Origin of the sequence: Moorena sp. SIO4G3 (assembly GCF_010692305.1) — a bacterium.
Classification (GTDB): Bacteria; Cyanobacteriota; Cyanobacteriia; order Cyanobacteriales; family Coleofasciculaceae; genus Moorena; species Moorena producens_A.
This window is the reverse complement of sequence record NZ_JAAHIG010000075.1, coordinates 1-19422: the sequence shown is the minus strand read 5'-3', so window position 1 is coordinate 19422 and position 19422 is coordinate 1. Positions and strand designations below refer to the sequence as shown.

General features: G+C 44.0%; 19 protein-coding genes. 11 read left to right on the top strand and 8 right to left on the bottom strand.

Annotated features, from left to right (window positions below):
* Window positions 1–11: 11 nt before the first annotated feature.
* Both F6J99_RS15690 and F6J99_RS15685 read right to left on the bottom strand, forming a co-directional pair.
* Entirely contained in the window at window positions 12–782 is a 771-nt protein-coding gene (locus F6J99_RS15690) for a DUF4058 family protein (RefSeq protein ID WP_293113737.1), read from the bottom strand.
* A 115-nt stretch (window positions 783–897) separates the two neighbouring features.
* Window positions 898–1485 (bottom strand): Uma2 family endonuclease, encoded by a 588-nt coding sequence (locus F6J99_RS15685; protein WP_293113736.1) that lies wholly within the window; start codon window positions 1483–1485, stop codon window positions 898–900.
* Window positions 1486–2158: 673 nt separating this feature from the next.
* Here F6J99_RS15685 and F6J99_RS15680 point away from each other — a divergent pair.
* Window positions 2159–2302: a hypothetical protein gene (locus F6J99_RS15680; RefSeq protein WP_293113735.1), complete on the top strand. Its 144-nt coding sequence runs from the start codon at window positions 2159–2161 to the stop codon at window positions 2300–2302.
* A gap of 46 nt (window positions 2303–2348) precedes the next feature.
* Here F6J99_RS15680 and rsmG read toward each other — a convergent pair whose 3' ends face one another.
* Complete coding sequence (rsmG, locus tag F6J99_RS15675; protein WP_293113734.1) at window positions 2349–3095, bottom strand: 16S rRNA (guanine(527)-N(7))-methyltransferase RsmG; 747 nt, start codon at window positions 3093–3095, stop codon at window positions 2349–2351.
* Between the two features lie 335 nt (window positions 3096–3430).
* Window positions 3431–4078 carry an ABC transporter ATP-binding protein gene (locus tag F6J99_RS15670; RefSeq protein ID WP_293113733.1) on the bottom strand — a complete coding sequence of 216 codons (648 nt, stop codon included), beginning with the start codon at window positions 4076–4078 and terminating at the stop codon, window positions 3431–3433.
* Between the two features lie 414 nt (window positions 4079–4492).
* On the opposite strand from F6J99_RS15670, the gene F6J99_RS15665 reads away from it, so the two are divergent.
* Window positions 4493–5440, top strand: a complete 948-nt coding sequence (locus F6J99_RS15665; RefSeq protein WP_293113732.1) for a Sll0314/Alr1548 family TPR repeat-containing protein — start codon at window positions 4493–4495, stop codon at window positions 5438–5440.
* A 2-nt stretch (window positions 5441–5442) separates the two neighbouring features.
* On the opposite strand, the gene F6J99_RS15660 is transcribed toward F6J99_RS15665, so the two are convergent.
* A complete protein-coding gene (locus F6J99_RS15660; RefSeq protein ID WP_293113731.1) occupies window positions 5443–5664 on the bottom strand; it encodes a hypothetical protein in 222 nt (73 codons plus the stop codon).
* A 197-nt stretch (window positions 5665–5861) separates the two neighbouring features.
* Between F6J99_RS15660 and F6J99_RS15655 the strand changes: the two genes are divergently transcribed.
* The 7 genes from F6J99_RS15655 to F6J99_RS15625 all read left to right on the top strand — a co-directional run bounded on the left by F6J99_RS15655 (window position 5862) and on the right by F6J99_RS15625 (window position 11045).
* Window positions 5862–6188 (top strand): hypothetical protein, encoded by a 327-nt coding sequence (locus tag F6J99_RS15655; protein WP_070393529.1) that lies wholly within the window; start codon window positions 5862–5864, stop codon window positions 6186–6188.
* A gap of 50 nt (window positions 6189–6238) precedes the next feature.
* On the top strand, window positions 6239–6781 hold the full coding sequence (locus tag F6J99_RS15650; RefSeq protein ID WP_293113730.1) for a GIY-YIG nuclease family protein: 543 nt from the start codon (window positions 6239–6241) through the stop codon (window positions 6779–6781).
* Window positions 6778–7917: a glutamine-hydrolyzing carbamoyl-phosphate synthase small subunit gene (gene carA, locus F6J99_RS15645; protein WP_293113729.1), complete on the top strand. Its 1140-nt coding sequence runs from the start codon at window positions 6778–6780 to the stop codon at window positions 7915–7917. Before F6J99_RS15650 ends, carA begins: the two co-directional genes overlap by 4 nt.
* 533 nt (window positions 7918–8450) lie before the next feature.
* On the top strand, window positions 8451–8819 hold the full coding sequence (locus F6J99_RS15640; RefSeq protein ID WP_293113748.1) for an STAS domain-containing protein: 369 nt from the start codon (window positions 8451–8453) through the stop codon (window positions 8817–8819).
* A 177-nt stretch (window positions 8820–8996) separates the two neighbouring features.
* Window positions 8997–9485, top strand: coding sequence for a ribonuclease III domain-containing protein (locus tag F6J99_RS15635; RefSeq protein WP_293113728.1), 489 nt, complete (start codon window positions 8997–8999; stop codon window positions 9483–9485).
* A gap of 14 nt (window positions 9486–9499) precedes the next feature.
* Complete coding sequence (rlmB, locus tag F6J99_RS15630; RefSeq protein WP_293113727.1) at window positions 9500–10549, top strand: 23S rRNA (guanosine(2251)-2'-O)-methyltransferase RlmB; 1050 nt, start codon at window positions 9500–9502, stop codon at window positions 10547–10549.
* A 283-nt stretch (window positions 10550–10832) separates the two neighbouring features.
* Window positions 10833–11045, top strand: a complete 213-nt coding sequence (locus F6J99_RS15625; RefSeq protein ID WP_293113726.1) for a hypothetical protein — start codon at window positions 10833–10835, stop codon at window positions 11043–11045.
* 80 nt (window positions 11046–11125) lie between these two features.
* Here the strand turns inward: F6J99_RS15625 and F6J99_RS15620 are convergent, their stop codons facing one another.
* The 3 genes from F6J99_RS15620 to F6J99_RS15610 form a co-directional block, all read right to left on the bottom strand.
* Window positions 11126–13510 carry a hypothetical protein gene (locus F6J99_RS15620; protein ID WP_293113725.1) on the bottom strand — a complete coding sequence of 795 codons (2385 nt, stop codon included), beginning with the start codon at window positions 13508–13510 and terminating at the stop codon, window positions 11126–11128.
* 420 nt (window positions 13511–13930) lie between these two features.
* The gene (locus F6J99_RS15615) at window positions 13931–15145 is read right to left on the bottom strand and encodes a glycosyltransferase (RefSeq protein ID WP_293113724.1); all 1215 of its coding nucleotides are present in this window, start codon (window positions 15143–15145) and stop codon (window positions 13931–13933) included.
* A gap of 606 nt (window positions 15146–15751) precedes the next feature.
* Complete coding sequence (locus tag F6J99_RS15610; RefSeq protein WP_293113747.1) at window positions 15752–16981, bottom strand: glycosyltransferase family 4 protein; 1230 nt, start codon at window positions 16979–16981, stop codon at window positions 15752–15754.
* Between the two features lie 196 nt (window positions 16982–17177).
* Here F6J99_RS15610 and F6J99_RS15605 point away from each other — a divergent pair, with 196 nt between their 5' ends.
* Together F6J99_RS15605 and F6J99_RS15600 are read left to right on the top strand one after the other, a co-directional pair.
* Entirely contained in the window at window positions 17178–18137 is a 960-nt protein-coding gene (locus tag F6J99_RS15605; protein WP_293113723.1) for a glycosyltransferase family 2 protein, read from the top strand.
* A 472-nt stretch (window positions 18138–18609) separates the two neighbouring features.
* The gene (locus F6J99_RS15600) at window positions 18610–19326 is read left to right on the top strand and encodes a heme oxygenase (biliverdin-producing) (protein WP_293113722.1); all 717 of its coding nucleotides are present in this window, start codon (window positions 18610–18612) and stop codon (window positions 19324–19326) included.
* Window positions 19327–19422: the final 96 nt, after the last annotated feature.

Sequence of the window (19422 nt, the reverse complement as noted above, 5' to 3'; positions counted from 1 at the left end):
CGCAATTCTCGCTACGTTAACCATGTATTAACCCAATCTCCGTCTTCTTCCGACAATTGCGGTAGTGGCTCTTGATTATAATCTATGAGTAAATCATAACTGGCTTGGTCGTAGATATTACTCAACAATAGCTGTAAATCTACTAATGGTTCTGTATCTCCAGACTTCAGCGGTAATGGAAATGAAGGGATAGAATCTGGTAAATTAAATCCATACAAATCAGCTTGAGGACGACGGTCTCCTCGACTGACTAAAATGCGATAATGGGTTTGAATATTGCTGTTGTAAACTGGCATTGGTTGTCCCTTACGCAGTAAATCAATTTCTACTAAATGAGTGAAACTGCCTAAAACCTTATTTCGTTTAGTCTCATATTGCTTGCGTCCTTCCCCAGAACGTTTATTAATGGGAGAGAGTATTTCAATAGCTGTTACTACTTCCTTGGTAGCTACCTCTCGGACTTCTAAATAACCTTGCTTAATGGTTTCAGGTACAGGAACTTCTACTGTTTGGGGTTGAGTTGGGGGTTCTGCAACTGAAACATTGGTCATTGGTTGTTTGGTTGTCACCTGTGAACCTTTGACAGTTAAATCTGGAATGCCAACGAGTAGAGATTCTTCCCCAATGGTTTCATACATGCGCACTTCAACACCAACTCTGTATTTGGGACGCAGTTGAGGAGAAAGGGATCTGGCTAGTTCAATAATAAGCCAGTGATGTACTCCTGGCCAAACTTCTGGATGTTCTAGGTAAGGGTTCATCCCTGGAAAAGGGGAAGGCATAAAATTTCCTCCTCGGTGCTTAGAGCGTTCAACTTAGAGCATTCAGCATTCAGGTTTTAGAACTTAGCTGACAGCTGACAGCTAACGGCTGATGGCTAAAAGTCTATTACTTATTCTAAAGCGCACCATTCAACACTTGTTGTGCCGAAAGCTGTAACCCCGGAAAAATAGTTGATTCAATCAACTCATCCCCCACAACAACCGTTTCCTCATAAAGATCATCGACCAACTGCAACACCACAACCTGCTTTTTGAGCGGATCGACAATCCAATATTCGCGAATCCCCAGCAAGTTATACTCCACTCGTTTGCTTCGATAATCCGTCGTCCGAGTTGATTCGCTAACCACTTCAACCACCAAAAAAGGTGGCGATTCGTTGAGACGAATGATCGCCTCTCGATCCAGCATTCCCTGCCATTGCTCCAGTGTTGCCACCGTCACATCTGGAATCCGCGCTGTATCCCAACGTCCCCCACGGGGCGACTCGATTGCTATAAACCCTTGCTTAGAAACCCAGGCTAACCCCTGATCCTGAATTTCAGCCCGAAATTGATCGTTGAGAAACTCAGTAATTGCACCATGTTGTCCTTTGGGTTGAGACATGGCAATCAGTTCCCCATTCACCAGTTCATAACGCCGATCAGTGCCATCGTTGTAGCTTAAGTAGTCTTCGAGGCTAAGCAGTGCAGTAGTGGCAGTCATCGGAGTTTTCCTAAGAAGCCATTTTTTTGATAATACTAGTTTAGCAAAAAATGGGTTAGAAACTGTCATTTATAGCGATTTGCAGATAAGTTAATTATGAAAATGGGGCTAAAAATATCCAGTTTACTTCTTACTTGCCAATAATAAATAACTTAGCTGTCCGGCAAAATTCATCCCACACCTAATGCGTAGCATAGGTGTGGGATGAATTTTGCACAGGGTATTATAAAATTGCTATAATATTTGTACTGATAAACAAAGCCGTTCGCGAAGCGTGGCCAAAGGCCTTAAATGCTGGTTTGTCAGCTACCTACGTTCCTAAAAAATAGAACTTATGGTATTGTTCCGGCGCGGAGGGGCATCCCGGAGACGAAACCTTATCAGAGGGTCGCCTTAATCATAAAGTTTTAACCCTTTTATGCATAGCCGACTAACCATAAAGGCGACCCTCTGAATGCGGTAACTTCTGACCGTGTCGTTAATAAAGCTTACTGTGTATCCGTTCGCGCAGCGTCGGCGAAAGCCGATAGCGATGGCTGGAGTTGGTAAGAAGCCCACACTGTAATCTTGGCCAAAGGCCACGCTACGCGAACGATTCAGTGTGGGAGTATGTCACATTGGATACCAACTGATCTATTCCCTGTTCCCTGTTCCCGTCTTGATGCAGTCGCTCATGGGGGAAACCACGGCAGTGCGGTCATGGGGGGAACCCCCTTTGGCGGCACTGCCTCCCCAAGACCGTAATGGTGCGCTTTCCGCATTAAGAATTAAATTCGCCACGGGTCGCACCTCTGCATCGCTGTTCCCTGTTCCCTAAAAAACCAGAAATATGTATTCACTAAAGTTGCAAACCGCTATATCTTCTAATTCAAAGGTTCTTGTGCTGGTAATCCTACAGCACGGGGAAACTTAGCTACTGTTGGTGATAATACTTTCAACAACAAACAATGACGAACACTATCGCTCAAAGGCGTCGTAAATTTTTCAACTGATTCAATTATTCCACCCAACTTTTTTACCGCTGGCTGTAAAGCTTCGGTTTCTTCATCTGTCCAATGACCACGATAAAGAATCGCCAAACCTCCCTTTTTCAGAAGTGGTAGAGCATATTCAGCACAAACAGAAGGGGCACTAACAGCACGAACTAGAGCAATATCGTAGGAGTGTCGATGCTGTTGCTTCTGTCCAATTGCTTCTGCTCTGCCAACTAACGTTTTAACATTATTAATTTCCAACTGGGGGATTAAGGTTTGGAGAAAAGTAATTTTTTTGCGAGTAGAATCGAGTAACGTAATAGCAGTATTAGGAAATGCGATCGCAACTGGTAATCCCGGAAATCCAGCCCCCGTTCCAATATCAATAATTCTCTGTCCTGGAGTTACAGATTGCCATATGGGAGCCAATCCTACCAAAGAATCCCACAGATGCTTTTCCCAAAACTCCTCGGCAGCGGTAATCCGAGTTAAATTCAACTGACGATTGCCTGACAAAATCCCTTCATAGAGTTTCTGAAACAACTGTTGTTGTTCTGGATCTGGCTGCCAATTTAGAGTTTGTTGCCAAACCTCTGTCATCTGTGGCACTACTACAACATTTTGGTCATTTGTCATTTTTGCTATTCTGTACTTGTTATGCTAAATAAACACTTTGGCAAAGGGAGCAGGGACTTCGGAGCAGGGAGTAGTGGAAAAAGCCCGTATTCAAAATTTTTTGTGAGTTGAATAGCATAATTTTAATTCTACAGTAAGCTTTCTGAGCTTTTTGACTATAAATTTAGCAGAAAAGGTACTGAAGAACCGTCATTTTTTGCTTTTTACTTTTTAATTTTTAATTTCTAAATAGGGATCCTAAATAAATTGTGATAATTTTTTTTCCCTACTCCCTACTCCCTACTCCCTACTCCCTACTCCCTACTCCCTACTCCCTTTCCTAAAGTACTCAACACTCACAACTCAGCACTAGCTAAATCAACAGCGTTTAATTCCCCTTGCTTAAGAGTCCAGCAACGGTCAGCAATAGGCAGTAAATCCTTAGCATCGTGAGTCACCACTAGGAGTGTCCAATGGGTTTTGAGTTTTGCCAGCAGATTGACTAACTGTCTTCGCATAGACCAGTCTAATCCAGCTGTTGGTTCATCCAACATCAGTATATGGGGTTGACGAATCAGTTGTACTGCTAGAGCAAGGCGTCGCTGCTGACCACCACTCATAGCATGGGGTGAAGTATGCAAGGCAAAATCCGCCAGTCCCACTTCCCCCAAAGCATCATAAACCCTTTGTGACCCCAACTCTGGATGTCCCATCCGCAATTCTTCCAGGATAGTCTTACCACAGAAATGCCGTTCTGGAAACTGAAACACTAATCCTGCTAGTTGGGGTAGGTGGTCGTTTGTGAGTTCGGTTTCTCCCCAAAAGATGTTTCCTGCGGTGGGCTGGGCTAATCCTGCCAAAATTTCCAATAATGTGCTTTTACCAGAACCACTAACACCAATCACTAGTCCCAATTCTTGTGGTGCTAGCTCTAGATTCAGACCCTTCAAGATCGGGATGGAGCTAGCTGGTGGATGATACGTTAAGTCTCTAAGATATAGCATTTCCTTCTGCCCACTCCTTCCGCTCTTCTAAGACTCGGGAGGTTTCAACATTTCATAAACATTACTATTGTAAGCACTCAGCAATCAGCTATCAGCTATCAGCCATTAGCCATCAGCCATCAGCTATCAGCTATCAGCTATCAGCCTTGGCCTATGGCCACGCTAAGCTATTGGCCACTTTACTGGAATAGTTTATGGGCTACACCCACGCTACTTAAGGTGCTTTTGAATAAAATAAGCACCTTAAGTAGCGTCAGCCAAAAGCTGACCGCTGACCGCTGACCGCTGACCGCTGACCCCTCAATGCTTACTTACCATCTTATCCCCCAACTTCCGGTAATATGGAACCTGGCATCAAGTGCAACGTCAGTACTGAGGTTAGTAGCATATATTTTTAATATTGCCAGAATGACGATGAACCAACGGTTTCGAGCACAAAAACAGATAGTTAAAGCCTGTGTCAGCACAGCAGTTGTATTAATCGGTTTATGGGGAATGCCCACTTTAGCAGCTGACCCCTTTCGCGACAGTAATCCTCGGAACATTGATGACACTGTTCAAGATGCGTTTGACTTCTTCTTCAAGGATGGAAACTATAAACAGGCTGAAGCTTATCTAAAAAAATCGGAATCTAGGCAGTCTAAAGAACCCATGACCTATGCTATGCTATCCTCTCTAGCTTACTTAGATCAAGATTGGGAAACCTTCAAGAGCTACGGCACTAAAACTCTTAATACGGCTAAGGAAATGATTCCTTCTGATCCCTTGCGGGGTAATCTCTACACAGCAGTCGGTTATTTTTTGGAAGGAGCTTACGATTTTGAAAAAGAAGGTCCCATCAGCGCATTGACTAAATTACAGAAAGTTTTTGAATATCTCGATAAAGCCAAAGAAATTGATTCTAATGACCCAGAGCTAAACTTGATTACAGGCTACATGGATTTAATGTTAGCAGTCAATTTACCATTTTCTGACCCATCTCAAGCCATTGACAAGTTAGAAACCTATGCTTTCCCCTCTTATTTAGCCTATCGAGGCATTGCAGTAGGATATCGAGATTTAAAGCAATATTCTAAGGCAATAGACTATATAGACCGGTCAATGGAAACAACACCAAGCAATCCAGATGTGTTTTACCTTAAAGCACAAATTTTGCGAAAACTGGGGCAGGAGCAAGAAAGTTTAGATTTTTTTAACAAAGCTTTAGAAAAACAGACTCAACTGCCAAAACGCCACGCTGCCCAAATTACTTACGAGCAGTGCAAACTTGAAAATAAACTCACAGATGGGAATAGAAATTGCTCGAAGGAGCGCAATCGCATCCGGAAGCGGGGAACAGAAGTGGTTCAGAAGGATTACTAAGTTTACGGTTGAAGGTTGCAGGTTGCAGGTTGTTCGCGTAGCGTGGCCAAAGGCCAAGGTTGCAGGTTGCAGGTTGCAGGTTGCAGGTTGCAGGTTGTTCGCGTAGCGTGGCCAAAGGCCAAGGTTGCAGGTTGCAGGTTGCAGGTTGCAGGTTGCAGGTTGCAGGTTGTTCGCGTAGCGTGGCCAAAGGCCAAGGTTACAGGTTGTTCGCGTAGCGTGGCCAAAGGCCAAGGTTGCAGGTTGCAGGTTTAGGGGCATTCCTTGTGGCTGCTCCTATCCCAATCCTACAGGATTCGTGTACAGTCACAGGTTTTACTAAGGACTTAGAACTCAGAAGTATATTTAACGGAAGTCTTGTTCAACAGTGAATCTTGATCAGGTATAATCACTCTCGTAAAGAATTCGGGATTATCCTTGACTTATGGTTAGCCTCAAGATAATTAACAAGTTCGATAGCAGTTTTGTCCTAGCTCCAGAAGCCCGAGAGCACTTATTTGCTTTACTAATCGGGGAAAACTTTTTGGCTCAAGTAGCTGAAGCGGCTCAATGCTTAAGGGTTGAGTTTACTGAATTACTGTTTAAACCAGTTCCCTACACCACTTCAACCCCTAAGGGAATGCCAGCGGAATATGAGCAGTATCACGAATCTGATGATTATATCATCATTAACGTACCTCCTAACTTCATGTTCAAATCCAAAATCTTTAATCCCAGTCGCCTCTGTGCGATTTATCGCAAATTTCAATAATATTTTGTTGATATTATTTATTTTTGAATCTTATTTTTTAATCCCATCCCATGCTCACTTCTGATAATCAAATTCCCTCTCTGAGGGATTTAGAATTTATTCCCTATCTGGATGAAACGGGAAATCTACCAGAATTTCTACAAAAAAAGATTGGTGTATACGCAATTTTTGATCAGGATAAAACCCTGAAATTTGTTAATTATTCCCGGGATATATATATCAGCATCAAACAACATTTAGTTCGTCAGCATCAATCCTGCTATTGGCTAAAAATAGAAACCATTGAAAAACCGGACCGGAGTCGATTAGAAACGATTCGTAAGGCATGGATTGAGGAGAATGGTGTGATCCCCGTGGGTAATGGAGAGCAGGAAAATCTGTGGAGTCAGCCGATTGATGCTAAAATAACAATGACTGAAGCAGAGCAATTAGACTATGAGCAAAGTGAGGAATTAGCAAAAACGAAGATTCTAAAAAAAATTGCTCGGAGAGTTGAAGCTAAAATTAAATATGAGCTAGAATCCCGAGGGGTAAAGACTGAAATTCGCTTCAATCCTAAGCTTAAAGAAAAGGGTTTACTTGACATAAAATGACTATCTCAACGGCTCATCCAGCTCTGTTAGTTCTCGCTGATGGCACAACTTACCAAGGCTGGTCTTTCGGAGCGACTGGTACAACCATTGGTGAAGTAGTGTTTAACACTGCTATGACGGGTTATCAAGAGGTGGTGACAGATCCCAGCTACTGCGGTCAAATTGTGACCTTCACCTATCCAGAATTAGGCAATACTGGTGTTAACCCATCCGATGAAGAATCTGCTCATCCTCAAATCCGAGGCGCAATTGCCCGTAATATCTGCTACCGTCCCAGTAACTGGCGCTCTACCCAGTCCTTGCCCGATTATTTGGCAGAACACAACATCCCAGGAATTTATGGCATAGATACAAGGGCATTAACCCGCAAAATACGCTCCATTGGTGCCATAAACGGTGCTATTTCCACAGAAATCCTTGACTCTGCTGAGTTATTGTCCGAAGTGCAAGCGGCTCCAAGTATGGCAGGATTAAATCTAGTTAAAGAAGTGAGCACTGACAAGGTTTACGAATGGTCTGATCCTACGGAAGCCAATTGGGAGTTCGGTCCTGGGGTTGATGGAGTGGAAAAGGACAAGCCTTTGACAGTTGTTGCGATCGATTTTGGGATTAAACGTAATATTCTCAAACGTCTAGCTAGCTACAATTGTCGGGTAATTGTCGTCCCTGCTAATACATCGCCAGAAGAAATTGCTAAATATAATCCCGATGGGATATTTCTGTCCAATGGACCAGGGGATCCGGCTGTAGTACTCGAAGGCATCTCAACCACCAAAGCGTTATTGGAGCGTCAGCAACCTATTTTTGGCATCTGCATGGGACATCAGATTCTTGGTCTTGCCCTAGGAGCGCAGACCTTTAAACTTAAATTTGGTCACCGAGGTTTGAATCACCCAGCCGGTTTGCAGCAAATGGTGGAAATTACTAGCCAAAACCATGGTTTTGCTATTGATCCCGATACCTTAGGCACGGAGGTGGAAATTACTCACCTAAATCTCAATGACCGCACTGTGGCAGGGTTACGTCACAAATCATTACCGTTCTTCTCAGTACAATATCACCCTGAGGCTAGTCCCGGTCCTCACGATGCTGACTATTTATTTAAGCAGTTTGTCGAGCTGATGCACCTCAAGTAGCGTGGCCTACGGCCAATCGCACAAAGCCCTTGACTAGAAGCTGAGTGCTTCTGCGAGGGTTTGCGTTCCCATAAGCGCGGAAGCTGAGGCCGTAGGCCACGCTTTGCGTTCGCGTAGCGTCGGCTTTGCCGAAACGCTTCCGGAGCGTAGCGGCGACCCAGGAGCATCGCGCCCAATAGTCAATGCCAAACCCCAACTGTAGGGTGACCGGGTGTGGAACTATAAAATAGCCCCTGCATTGGCAGCAAACCAAGAAATCTGCTTCAGTTATAATTAATCGATTACAATTGCGGCTGGCTTAATTTTACCCTACCCCCAAACCCGCTCACCGTACCCCCCAAACTCTGATACTGTTGTATAATCTAAAATTGACGTTGTTTTAGCCCTCTGAAGTGCTAACCAACAAAAAAAGGCATGGTGATACGGCGCGTGTATAAACGGTAGTCAAGTCACCGCTCTGCTGTCACAGTAGTCAACTTGACAGTAGAAGTATTAGATTATTGATATTTATAAGCTATATCTAGGAGGGTGTTATTCCTGAACAACTAACCCTTACAGTCAGTTTAAGGGGCACTCGCCAAGTCGAGTCAAATTATCAAATTTTCCGCCTTACCGGATTGCTAGATGCCTTTTCGGAATCTATTTTCCGTAACGTCATTGGCAAGTATATTGATGAAGGTCCAGCGCATATTATTCTGGACTTAGCTAAAATTGATTTTGTCGATAGCTCTGGTTTGGGTGCTTTGGTGCAGCTAGTGAAGAAAGCTCAAAATTCTAAGGGAACTTTACAAGTCGTGACCAATCCCCGGGTGACTCAAACTGTGAAACTAGTGCGCCTAGAAAAATTTCTCTCCCTGCAAGAGTCTCTCACCATAGCTGAGGAGAACATCAAGGGTAAGTGACAAAATCGATGGTGATGGCGGGGGCAAAACCCGCCTTCACTTTCTCAGCAATGGGGAATTGGTCAGAGTTGAGTGTGAGGAACTTCCCTGTTAGAAAATTTATTGAATACTGGAAGCAGAAATTGTTGAAGGATGTCTAATTTGGTCTAATCAACAAAAGACAGTGATACCCCAAATATGGCTCAGACAGATGCACAATTAGACCCCTTGGAAGAGGATAGCAATGGCGGTGGAAGTGACTCTATAGTATTGTGGACAGAGTTTCGATTTAGGCAATTCATGGCGAAAGTTGATCAAATCGCCAAAATTCAACAGATTTCCCCAGCATCCTTGGCATATATAGGAGATGCTGTGTATGAACTTTACATCCGAACCCACTATCTGCTACCACCGAGGCGAATCTGTGACTATCATAACCAGGTAGTGGCTCACGTCAGAGCAGAAAGCCAAGCTGAGATTTTGCGATCGCTTGAACCTTACCTAACTGCGTCTGAAAAAGACGTTTTACGGCGCGGACGGAATGCTGCCACAAATAGCCCCCGGCGTCTCAATCGAGAAATCTATCAACAAGCTAGTAGCTTAGAAACCTTACTGGGATACCTCTACCTTACTGATACTCAACGCTTGACCCAGTTATTGGCTCATCTCCAACTCGACACCCCATAAATCCTAATTCTATTATGGCTAATCAAAACCCCTCCTCTGATGCCTCCTCTGATGCTTCTGGTCAGATCAAGGCAGAGAAGTCCTTTGTAAAGCAAGGTGAGAATAAAAAATTATCTCGTTCGACCCCAGGCAATTCTCACAAGAACGGGAAACCCCCTCGAAAGAACTACCACTCTCGAAAGCCACGGTCAAAATATTCCCATCACTCTGAGGAAACTCAGCACAAGGAGCATGGGTACCCTAAGTCAAAACTTGTAAGTAGCACAGAAGAAGATAATGACTTAATCTACGGGCGTCATTCAGTTCTAGCAGCTCTCCAAAACCAGCATCAGCTAAACCGAGTTTGGATTATTTCCCAGCTGCGTTACGATCCTCGCTTTCACTCTTTACTGGTTAAAGCCAAGGCTAACGGTACAGTAATTGATGAAGTAGCACCAAAACGCCTGAGCCAAATTACTAAAGGTGGTAACCATCAGGGTGTGGCAGCTCAAATTGCACCTTACCAGTACATAGATTTAAATGACTTAATTGACAAAGCAAAATGGGCAACTGAGCAGCCAGTTTTATTGGCTTGTGATGGCATTAATGATCCTCAAAATTTAGGGGCAATTATTCGTACGGCAGAAGCTCTAGGGGCTCAAGGCTTAGTCATACCCCAACGTCGAGCTGTTGGTGTCACCTCAACTGTGAGGAAAGTGGCAGCAGGAGCTCTAGAAACCTTTCCTATTGCCAGAGTTGTCAATCTCAGTAATGCCCTAGAGCAGTTGAAAACTGCGGGCTTTTGGATTTACGGAACTGCTGCCGGTACTGGTAAACTTTTACACAAAGTTGATTTGACCGGTTCAGTCGTATTAGTAATAGGTTCAGAGGGGAATGGTTTAAGCCTAAGGTCACAAAGCTGCTGTGACATGTTAGTCTCAATTCCATTACAGGGTAAGACCCCTAGCCTCAATGCCTCAGCAGCAACTGCTATGGTGTTATATGAAACCTATCGGCAGCGTTGGTCAGAGTTACTGTATATCGATACTAATTCCAATCAACAGATTGTGAAACAAGAAATGTAAGTGGAATTATTATTAAGGATAATTGCCAGAAATGTTTCAATATCATACATTTGATTTTAAAAAACTTATATTAACAATTAAACTCTAAATCTTACTGCTGATAGCTGATAGCTTTTGGCATTTCCTTAGCCCGAAAGTAGCCCGTAAGCTGACGAAGTCAGCGCAGCTCTCGGAGCTTGCATCCCTTGAGAACGCTGACCACTAGAAGTATAGTTAGCATGTGCTGGAAATTTGGGATACAATTACGTGGAGTTTTTAGCAAGCAAAAATACTTAATATAAAGATGTTAACTTCTTCCGACCATAGGACAGATTTATCAAATGCCCACTGGCAGAGCAATTCCCGTTCTGTTGTCACTGGTGACCCCCAGCTGAAGAAATTGATGACATCATATGGGGTGGACCAGCAAGTAAAGTACCTTCACTTACAGGCAGAAGTTGAATCCCTGTGGCAGCACCAGCAATTACTTAAGCAACAACGGTTGGTTTTAGGTTGAACCAATGCGCTTAAGTACAAGTATTAAAGTACAAGTATTAAAGTACAAGTATTAAAGTACAAGTATTATCAGTATAAGCATTACTCAAAACGCTGATGCTTGGCTGACCAACGCTTAAGGCTATAGTTATTTGGTTCATCAATGACTATAGCCGCAGGACCGCCATCCCCTAAATCCGCGATCGCAGTCATGGAAGTGCTGGAATCTTGGGAAAATTCGCTGTATAGTAAGGCTCCTGTGTCAGCAAAAATCATGGTGCGGGGTTTGTAGATAGTAGAAGCCCTTTCTGTATCCATCCCGTCATTAATACTATCCGATAGACCAACGTCGGTAGATTCTGAGGTAACCGATATTTCTTGATATAAGGTTAGCACCGCTTCTGGCTGGTTGTTGCCAGTCAGCTCGATGGGTCTAACTGACCAATGCCCGATCTCCTGAAGCATCATTGGTAAACTAGGAAGGGGTCCTGGGGAGAACTGACCACTGTTGATTAACTCCTGCCAGAGTACTGGCAGCATGGCTGAGACCGAATCGGGGTTAAGGTGGTAGAGTGCTGACAACGTAATCGCACTTGGGTCTAACCAGCGCAGTGCGGTCTCGGTGTGTGCTAGCAGGTGCTGATTAGAGCCATCAACAGCTAGGGCTTCACTAGGGAGTTCCCCACCTGCTGCCAACAGCTTAATCATCCCTTCCTGGTAGGAAACCCCCTTGACCGTAGCTGTGGTTGATTGCTGAATACCATTTTCATTCCAAAGGCTAATCCGAATCTGGGGGTCAACGTCTAAGCCCAAATATCGCCACAATCGCTTTCCCTTCGTCAAAGTGGGCAGCCGTAAATCAGAAAACGGCATCCACCGCCAATCCTGACCATCGTGAAATGCTTTTACCTGTACTTGATACCAAACTTCCTCGGGTTTTTTTTGTAGAGTGACGGAGACAGATGGACAAGGGGACAGGGGTGAAACTGCTATACTCTCTTCCTCTGCTACAGACACCAATTCAGTACTTTCCTGTTGCCTTTGGCAGTGCTGTTCTCCTATTCCCCCATGTGCATCTTCCGGTTGCAACCAATCCGTTGCGTTGACAGTTTGAATTATTTCTGAATTGCCAACCAGTTGACTGAAGTGCCTGACAATAGCTGGAACTGGGTTTAAGGCATTGTCCATATGGTTGAGGAGTTGGTAAACCTGGGGATTAGTTTGGGGTAATTCCTTCACCCATGCGATCGCTTTTTGAGGGTCTTCCTGGGCTGCCAAAATCAACCCTCCCCAAGCTTGTACATTGCTGTCATCAGGACTCACTTCTAGAGCTGCTTCCACCCGCTGCCACAATCCCCCAGAATCGGTCTTTAGCATGGTGATAATATCCCCCAACTGAGCACCATCCACTGCCGTCTGAAACACTGTTTTTGCCTCCCCCCAGCGACCATCCAGGAGATAAGCAAAGATAGCGGCACTGGCACTTCCCCAAATTTGATTAGCCTGAGACTCGGTGACCTGAGCGTGCAGTTTAACCAAATCCATTTGGGCTTGAGCCTCTGCTGACCAGTGTTTTGGTTTCTGTTGGTTCAACCATTGCCAACCATCAGACCACAAACCATTACGGGCTAGGATTAAACCATTGCGATAAAAATTAGTATCTATCGCTGCTTGGGTCAGGGAAATTTCCTCTAGATAAATCGGGTTCGGAACAAAAGACCGAGGTTGAATTTGGTAAACCTTGAACTGGGGTTCCAAGCCTACAGTATGATTAACCACTAATTCTGGAGTAGCACCACCGGTCACTTCCTGCCAATAGGGAGAACCTTCCTTAGGGCTTTTCCACTCCAACATCATACTTAGGTGTGTCTGGTCCGGATTGTAGTGAATAATTTGTCCATAGCTCTCGGGTGTATTTTCTGAGGCTACTTGACCCGAGAGGTTGAACCAAAACCCTTCCTCTAGAGCTTGTTCATCGAAACGATCGAGTTTGGTTAAAGGTAGTGAACGGGAGACACTAGCATCACCCGATCCTGTGTTCACTTGGGTAGACAGCACAAAATATTCGATCGGGGCAGTGATAGGCAGCTGACTAACTAGCTGATAATACTTTTGTTGTCTATTGCTTTGTTCAAGGGGCTGATAGACTCTAAGTTCCACAATCTGGTCACAATTAGTTTGGCATGATGGTGGTGATGCCAAAATGGGTAGCAGCAACTCAGAGTTAAGGGCAAGGGGTGTTCCCGCCGTTAGTCCATTTTCACGAATCTCCCCTTGAATTTGGGCAAATGTCTTGGCAGATGAGGGAACAGTCTGGGGGATACGAGCCCAACTCGGCAAAATGTGATTGATCCAGACAATCGAATCAGGGTCAATAATTAACATAACCGCCACCCAGATACTACCGGCAATGATACCGCTAGTGGTGATTAAGGCAGCGATCGCGCCCAAGGTTGTTAACCAACCACCTCTACTAGACTTTTGCACTGATGTTTTAATAGTTTATCTTTCTAGTTTTTTCCTAGTTTTAAAAAAATGTTGGCGGCAATATAGCAGTTCTAAATTGGGTGAGGTACATGTTGGATTTTAGGCAACAGGCAACAGGCAACAGGCAACAGGCAACAGGGAAACAATCTTGTGTACCTCATAACTATGAGACACCCGATAGATGATAGATAGTAATTAGCGAAATTCTACATATTTTTGGACTTAAAGGCTAATTCGTCCACGTCCATGTCTTTGTAATTCTCCCTTGCTCACTCTAAAAATCGTGACTAAACCAGTTTGCTCACAGTCGCTGCGGCGTGCTAAACCCTAAACCCTAAACCCTAAACCCTAAACCCTACACCCTACACCCTACACCCTACACCCTACACCCTGAGCCAAAGGCACCCTAACCCTAAATCCTTAACTTGTGATTACCTGCTCATATAGCTCACCAGCACGTTCCCAAGAATATTTCTGTTCAATATACCCTCGACCATTTTCAGACAGTTGTTTACGGAGTTGGCGGTCTTCAAATAACCGACTAATGCCATAAACATATTCTGTTGTATCATTTGCTCGCAATGCCCGCAAAGGGACATCCCCCCCATCAACTGTCAAGCCCTCCAAACCGCGATCGCTTCCCACGACCGGTACTCCTGCTGCCATCGCTTCCAGAGTTTTATTTTTTACGCCAAATCCACTTTGCATTGGCACCACAAATATAGTTGCCTTATGAAGGTGGTCTACTAAAGAAGGCACTGCGCCAGTTACAGTAATCCCTTGGAGCTCTTCTAACTCTAGCACCGCTTGCACCGGTTTGGGTCCGACCAATTCTAGCTTGGTATCAGCATAGCGCTCTGTAATTGCTGGGAACACGTCTAGGCTAAAATAACGAGCTGCTTTGATGTTTAGTGGGTTATCCATCGCCCCAGTAAATACTAATCTGTGTCCACCAGGATCAGAGATGCGCCTGGGAAATAAATTAACATCAACCCCATTAGAAATCAAGGTAATTTTACTGTCTAGCTCAAATGATTCTATTTGCCGTCTATCTTCTGCTGTTGTGACTACAATGTCTGTAAATTTAGCACAATATTGCTCTTCATAGCGACGTAATAGGGGCAAATTCAACTGGTCTTTCAGCTGATTGTCTGATGTTTTGGTTTCCAGCTTGTCCAGAGATTTCCGGTATACAGAATGATGAATATTCACCACAGTTCGCAGCTGCTCCCGCCACTCTGGTCGCACATAAATTTCATTGGTACTGTGTTCACAGGTAATCAGGTCAAATTGTCCCGTCTCTACAGCCTGATCCAGCCATTGCTGCATTGGAGTTGAGTAGAGTTGGAGTACTTTCTGGGGCGTTCCCTGTTGCAAAATGGTACTCCAGCGCTGCAATTTATCCTTTATGCCTTTCTCTTGTTCTGATGGCTGCGGTTGGGGAAACATCACCAGTTCTTCCACCCACTGCTGCAATTTTTCTACATCGATCTCCGTGATCTCCTCAGAACGTTGAGTAACCAAGGTTATAGCATGACGCTTACTCAGGTACTTGAGTAAATTAAACGTCCTGACCTGAGTTGCCCCCCGCGTTGGCGGATAGGGAAAGGTTGTGGAGATCATTAGAATCTTCATAGGACGTTACTACTTTGAGCAATAAGTGACCACAAGGAAAGGACAGGCAATAATTCATGCTTATCTCACTTTTTACATGAGTTAGCGATGCAGCGCGGTCTTGGGAAGGCAGCGCGGTCTTGGGGGTTCCCCCCATGAGCGACTGCCGTGGTTTCCCCCACTCGCGCTTTGCATCAAGACAAGGTTTAATTTATTTATACTATTTTTAAAAAAACTAAACTTTTATTAACATTTTGTAATTTTAATTTACTCCAACTTCTTATTGTAGAAAATACGTGATAATCGATATTGCCAAGGTTGGGGTTTTTGATAATTCTGATTACTGCAGAGTAATTCCCGATTACCTATTACCCAAAACCCAAAAAACAACGACAAAGAACACTACCGAAAAAATCGGACAGTATAAATGTATTATATCTTCATACCAATACATTTATACAATTGTGAATTTTCCTCTAGAAAATATAGTTAAAAATTCAAATTTACCGATTGACCAACACCACCTAGCCTAATCTCTCTATGACTTCCAGTGACGGTGATTTAGAGGGGTTTGCCACCGTCACGGAGTTTTCCTACTCTCGGAAGTTTTTAGATGAACATATGCCACTAACTCCTAACCAGTGACTGAGATAGGGCTTGTTCGTAGCATTGACCAGCCCGATCCCAGGTGTATTCATCCTCGATCAATAAGCGCCCGTTTTGGGACAACTTTGCTCGCAGCTGTGGGTCTTCAAACAAACGAGTGATGGCACTAATATACTCCTTAACATGATTTGCCCGCAATGCTCGCAGAGGTGTATTGGCACCATCAACCGCCAGTCCCTCCAAACCGCGATCGCTTCCCACTACAGGTACCCCAGCCGCCATTGCTTCCAGGGTCTTGTTTTTAATGCCAAAGCCAGTCCGCATGGGTACCACACAGATAGTTGCTTGATGGAGATACTCTACCATTGATGGCACACGACCGGTGACCGTAATTCCCGACAATGCTGCCAACTCCAACACTGCAGGTACTGGTCTTGCTCCTACCAGGTCCAGGCTAGCATCTCGATAGCGTTCTTTAATGGCTGGAAAGACCTCCAAGCTGAAAAAGCTTACAGCATCAATGTTGGCTCGGTTATCCATAGCTCCAATAAAAACTATGCGATGTCCCCCTGGGTCAGCAGTGCGTTGGGGAAATTGAGTCAAATCCACCCCATTGGGAATCACCACAATTTTACCCGATGGCTTATAGGCAGCTATCTGGCTTTGATCCTCCGGTGTTGTGACCACAAGACCAGTAAATTTGGCACAGTATCGTTCCTCATAGCCGCGCAACAGGGGTAAATTTAACTGGTCTCTGAGCTGATTTTCCGAGGTTCCTGTTTCCAACTGATTACGGAATGTACCATACACAGAACTGTGAATATTCACCACCGTTCCCAGCTGCTGTCGCCATTCTGGTCGTACATATATTTCATTTACACTATGTTCACAGGTAATAATGTCAAACCGTCCAGCCGCCACAGCTTCATCCATCCATTGCTGAATGTCCGGGGAGTAGAGATGTAGCACACTGGGGGGGATGCCTTGGCGAATAAAATTACTAAATCGCTTTACTTTGCCCCAGATTCCTCCTGAGGGATCACAAGGCTTTGGTTGGGGGAAAACCACCAATTCATCTACCCATTTCCCGAGTTTTTCCACTTCTTGATCCGTGACATCTTCTGAACGTTGAGTAATCATGGTGATATCATGACTTAACTTAAGATGTTTTAGTAAATTAAATGTCCGTACCTGAGTTCCTCCCCTAGTGGGGGGATAAGGAAAGGTGGCAGATAGCATGAGAATTTTCATCATATCTTCAGGTTAGGTAAGAAAGCGATGCAGCGCGGTCTTGGGGGTTCCCCCCACTCGCTATTGCATCAAGACATTGCTATAAGTTATATCTAGTTCGTTGTAACCGGACTTGATATCAGGCATCCAATAGGATAATTTTATGTCAACAAATCAATGAATTGAGTGGCTTGATAGTTTCATCTATAACAATACAATGATTCAACGAGTCCCCAAGGTTAGTGTGTGTATTCCTACATTCAATCGCGTTAATTTACTTCCTTATGCGATTGACAGTGTTATTAAACAAACGTATCAAGACTGGGAATTAATTGTCTGTGATGATGGTTCAACTGATGACACTCCTGAGTTAATGTCCCAGTATCAGGATAGCCGAATTAACTACATCCGTCACCCCAAAAATATTGGAAAAAGTAATAACATGCGCTCTGGATTTGATGCGGCATTGGGGGAATATTTTATTAAATTTGATGATGATGACCGGCTGACACCTGAATTTTTAGCCAAAACAACGGCTATCTTAGAGCCAGACCATACTATTGATTTTGTTGGGACAGATCATTGGGTAATTAATATTAATAATACTAGGGATGAATCAGCTACAAAATTAAACTCTCAGAGGTGGGGAAGAACTAAGTTAATCGAAGGGATTGTTGATAAGTTAATTGAGGTTGTTTTTATTCAGCAGAGCTTTCAAATTGGCGCTACGTTATTTCGGATGCAGGCGTTGAAAGATGTGGAATTTATGGGTCCTAACATCCAAAATTGTGAAGATAATGATTTATTCGTTCGGCTGGCTATTGCGGGCAAGAAAGCTTATTATTTACCCGAATTGTTAATGGAATATCGATTCCATGCCCAACAGCAAGGGATTAGTCGAGCAATTCCCTATTTACAGGATAAACTGCGTTATCTAGAAAGTTATAACTTTGAGTCAGAAATGTTGGAGACAGTTAGGCGATCGCGTCTGACGGAAACTAAGCTACTACTAGGATTGCGTCTGATTGAAATTGGACAAACATCAACCGGACGTGAATTAGTTTGGTCAGGAAAAGCTTGCTCCCCCTCAAAAGCTTGGGTTGCTTTGGTGTTGTCCCTATTGCCACAAGGATGGCGTTCTCAGGCGTTTAGTGTGTTGCGTCAATTCAAGCCATAGACTCTCTGGGAATTTGGCACTAGAAAAAATCTGATTAAATTGCCAAGGCATTGGCCGCCTCACCATGCTGAAGCAAATTTCCACTCTTTTGGTGCCCGTTCCCTTGGTGAGGTTCGGGCAGCGCCTTGTCGCACCGCCTTTCACGAGACTGTCTAAGTATTTTTACTTAAATACTTAGACAGTCTTGCTAGTTTCTAGAGCTTTTTGGATGGTTGCAACAGTTGAGCCAAGAATCTAGGGTATAACTTCTCCCGTCCCCCCTGTGTGTACTGATCAAACCATTGTTAGACTGATCAGTTTCAGGATCTATGAACTTGCTCTCTGACGGTGGGGGAGGTAGGAGCTCGTGTTTACGTAAGAATTCTTAACAAAATTTTTCATTAAATCAGTTTACTCTAATAATTTGGAAAGATATTCGCTTGTCTGTAAGTAGTAATACAAATACCGTCAACTTTAGGAACAAAAATAAAGAATGAGTACCAATTTAGCCACCAAGTTGCGTGAAGGCACAAAAACATCCCACACCATGGCAGAGAATGTGGGTTTTGTCAAGTGCTTTTTGAAAGGAACCGTTGAAAAAACCTCCTACCGGAAATTAGTCTCCAACCTTTACTTCGTCTATTCCGCCATGGAAGAGGAAATGGAGCGCCATCGGGAACACCCGATTCTTTCAAAAATCTACTTCCAAGAGCTCAATCGGAAAAAGACCCTAGAGCAAGACCTATGCTATTACTACGGTTCTAACTGGCAAGATAAAGTAGTCCCTTCAGTGGCGGCTAAAGAGTATGTGCAAAGAATTAAAGATATGTCTGAGAAGGAACCAGAATTATTGGTTGCTCACTCCTACACCCGCTATCTAGGGGACTTATCTGGCGGACAAATTCTCAAAAAGATTGCCCAGCGCGGGATGAACTTATCAGATGGGCAAGGTACTGCTTTTTATGAATTCAAGCAAATCCCTGATGAGAAGGGATTCAAGGCTAAGTATCGCCAAGCCATGGATGAGCTACCCATTGATGATGCCACAGCGGATCGGATTGTGGAAGAAGCTAATGCTGCCTTTGGCATGAATATGAAGATGTTCCAGGAACTGGAGGGTAATCTGATTAAAGCCATTGGTATAATGCTATACAACACCCTTACCCGTCGTCGCGTTCGTGGCAGCACAGAACTAGCTACAGCTGAGTAAGCTTATTGCACAAACTCTGATTAGCACCAAAGATGGGTGGTGACTAATCACCTTAACTAGAAATCAAGGCGATTAGCTTTAGTATCCTGTAATTAA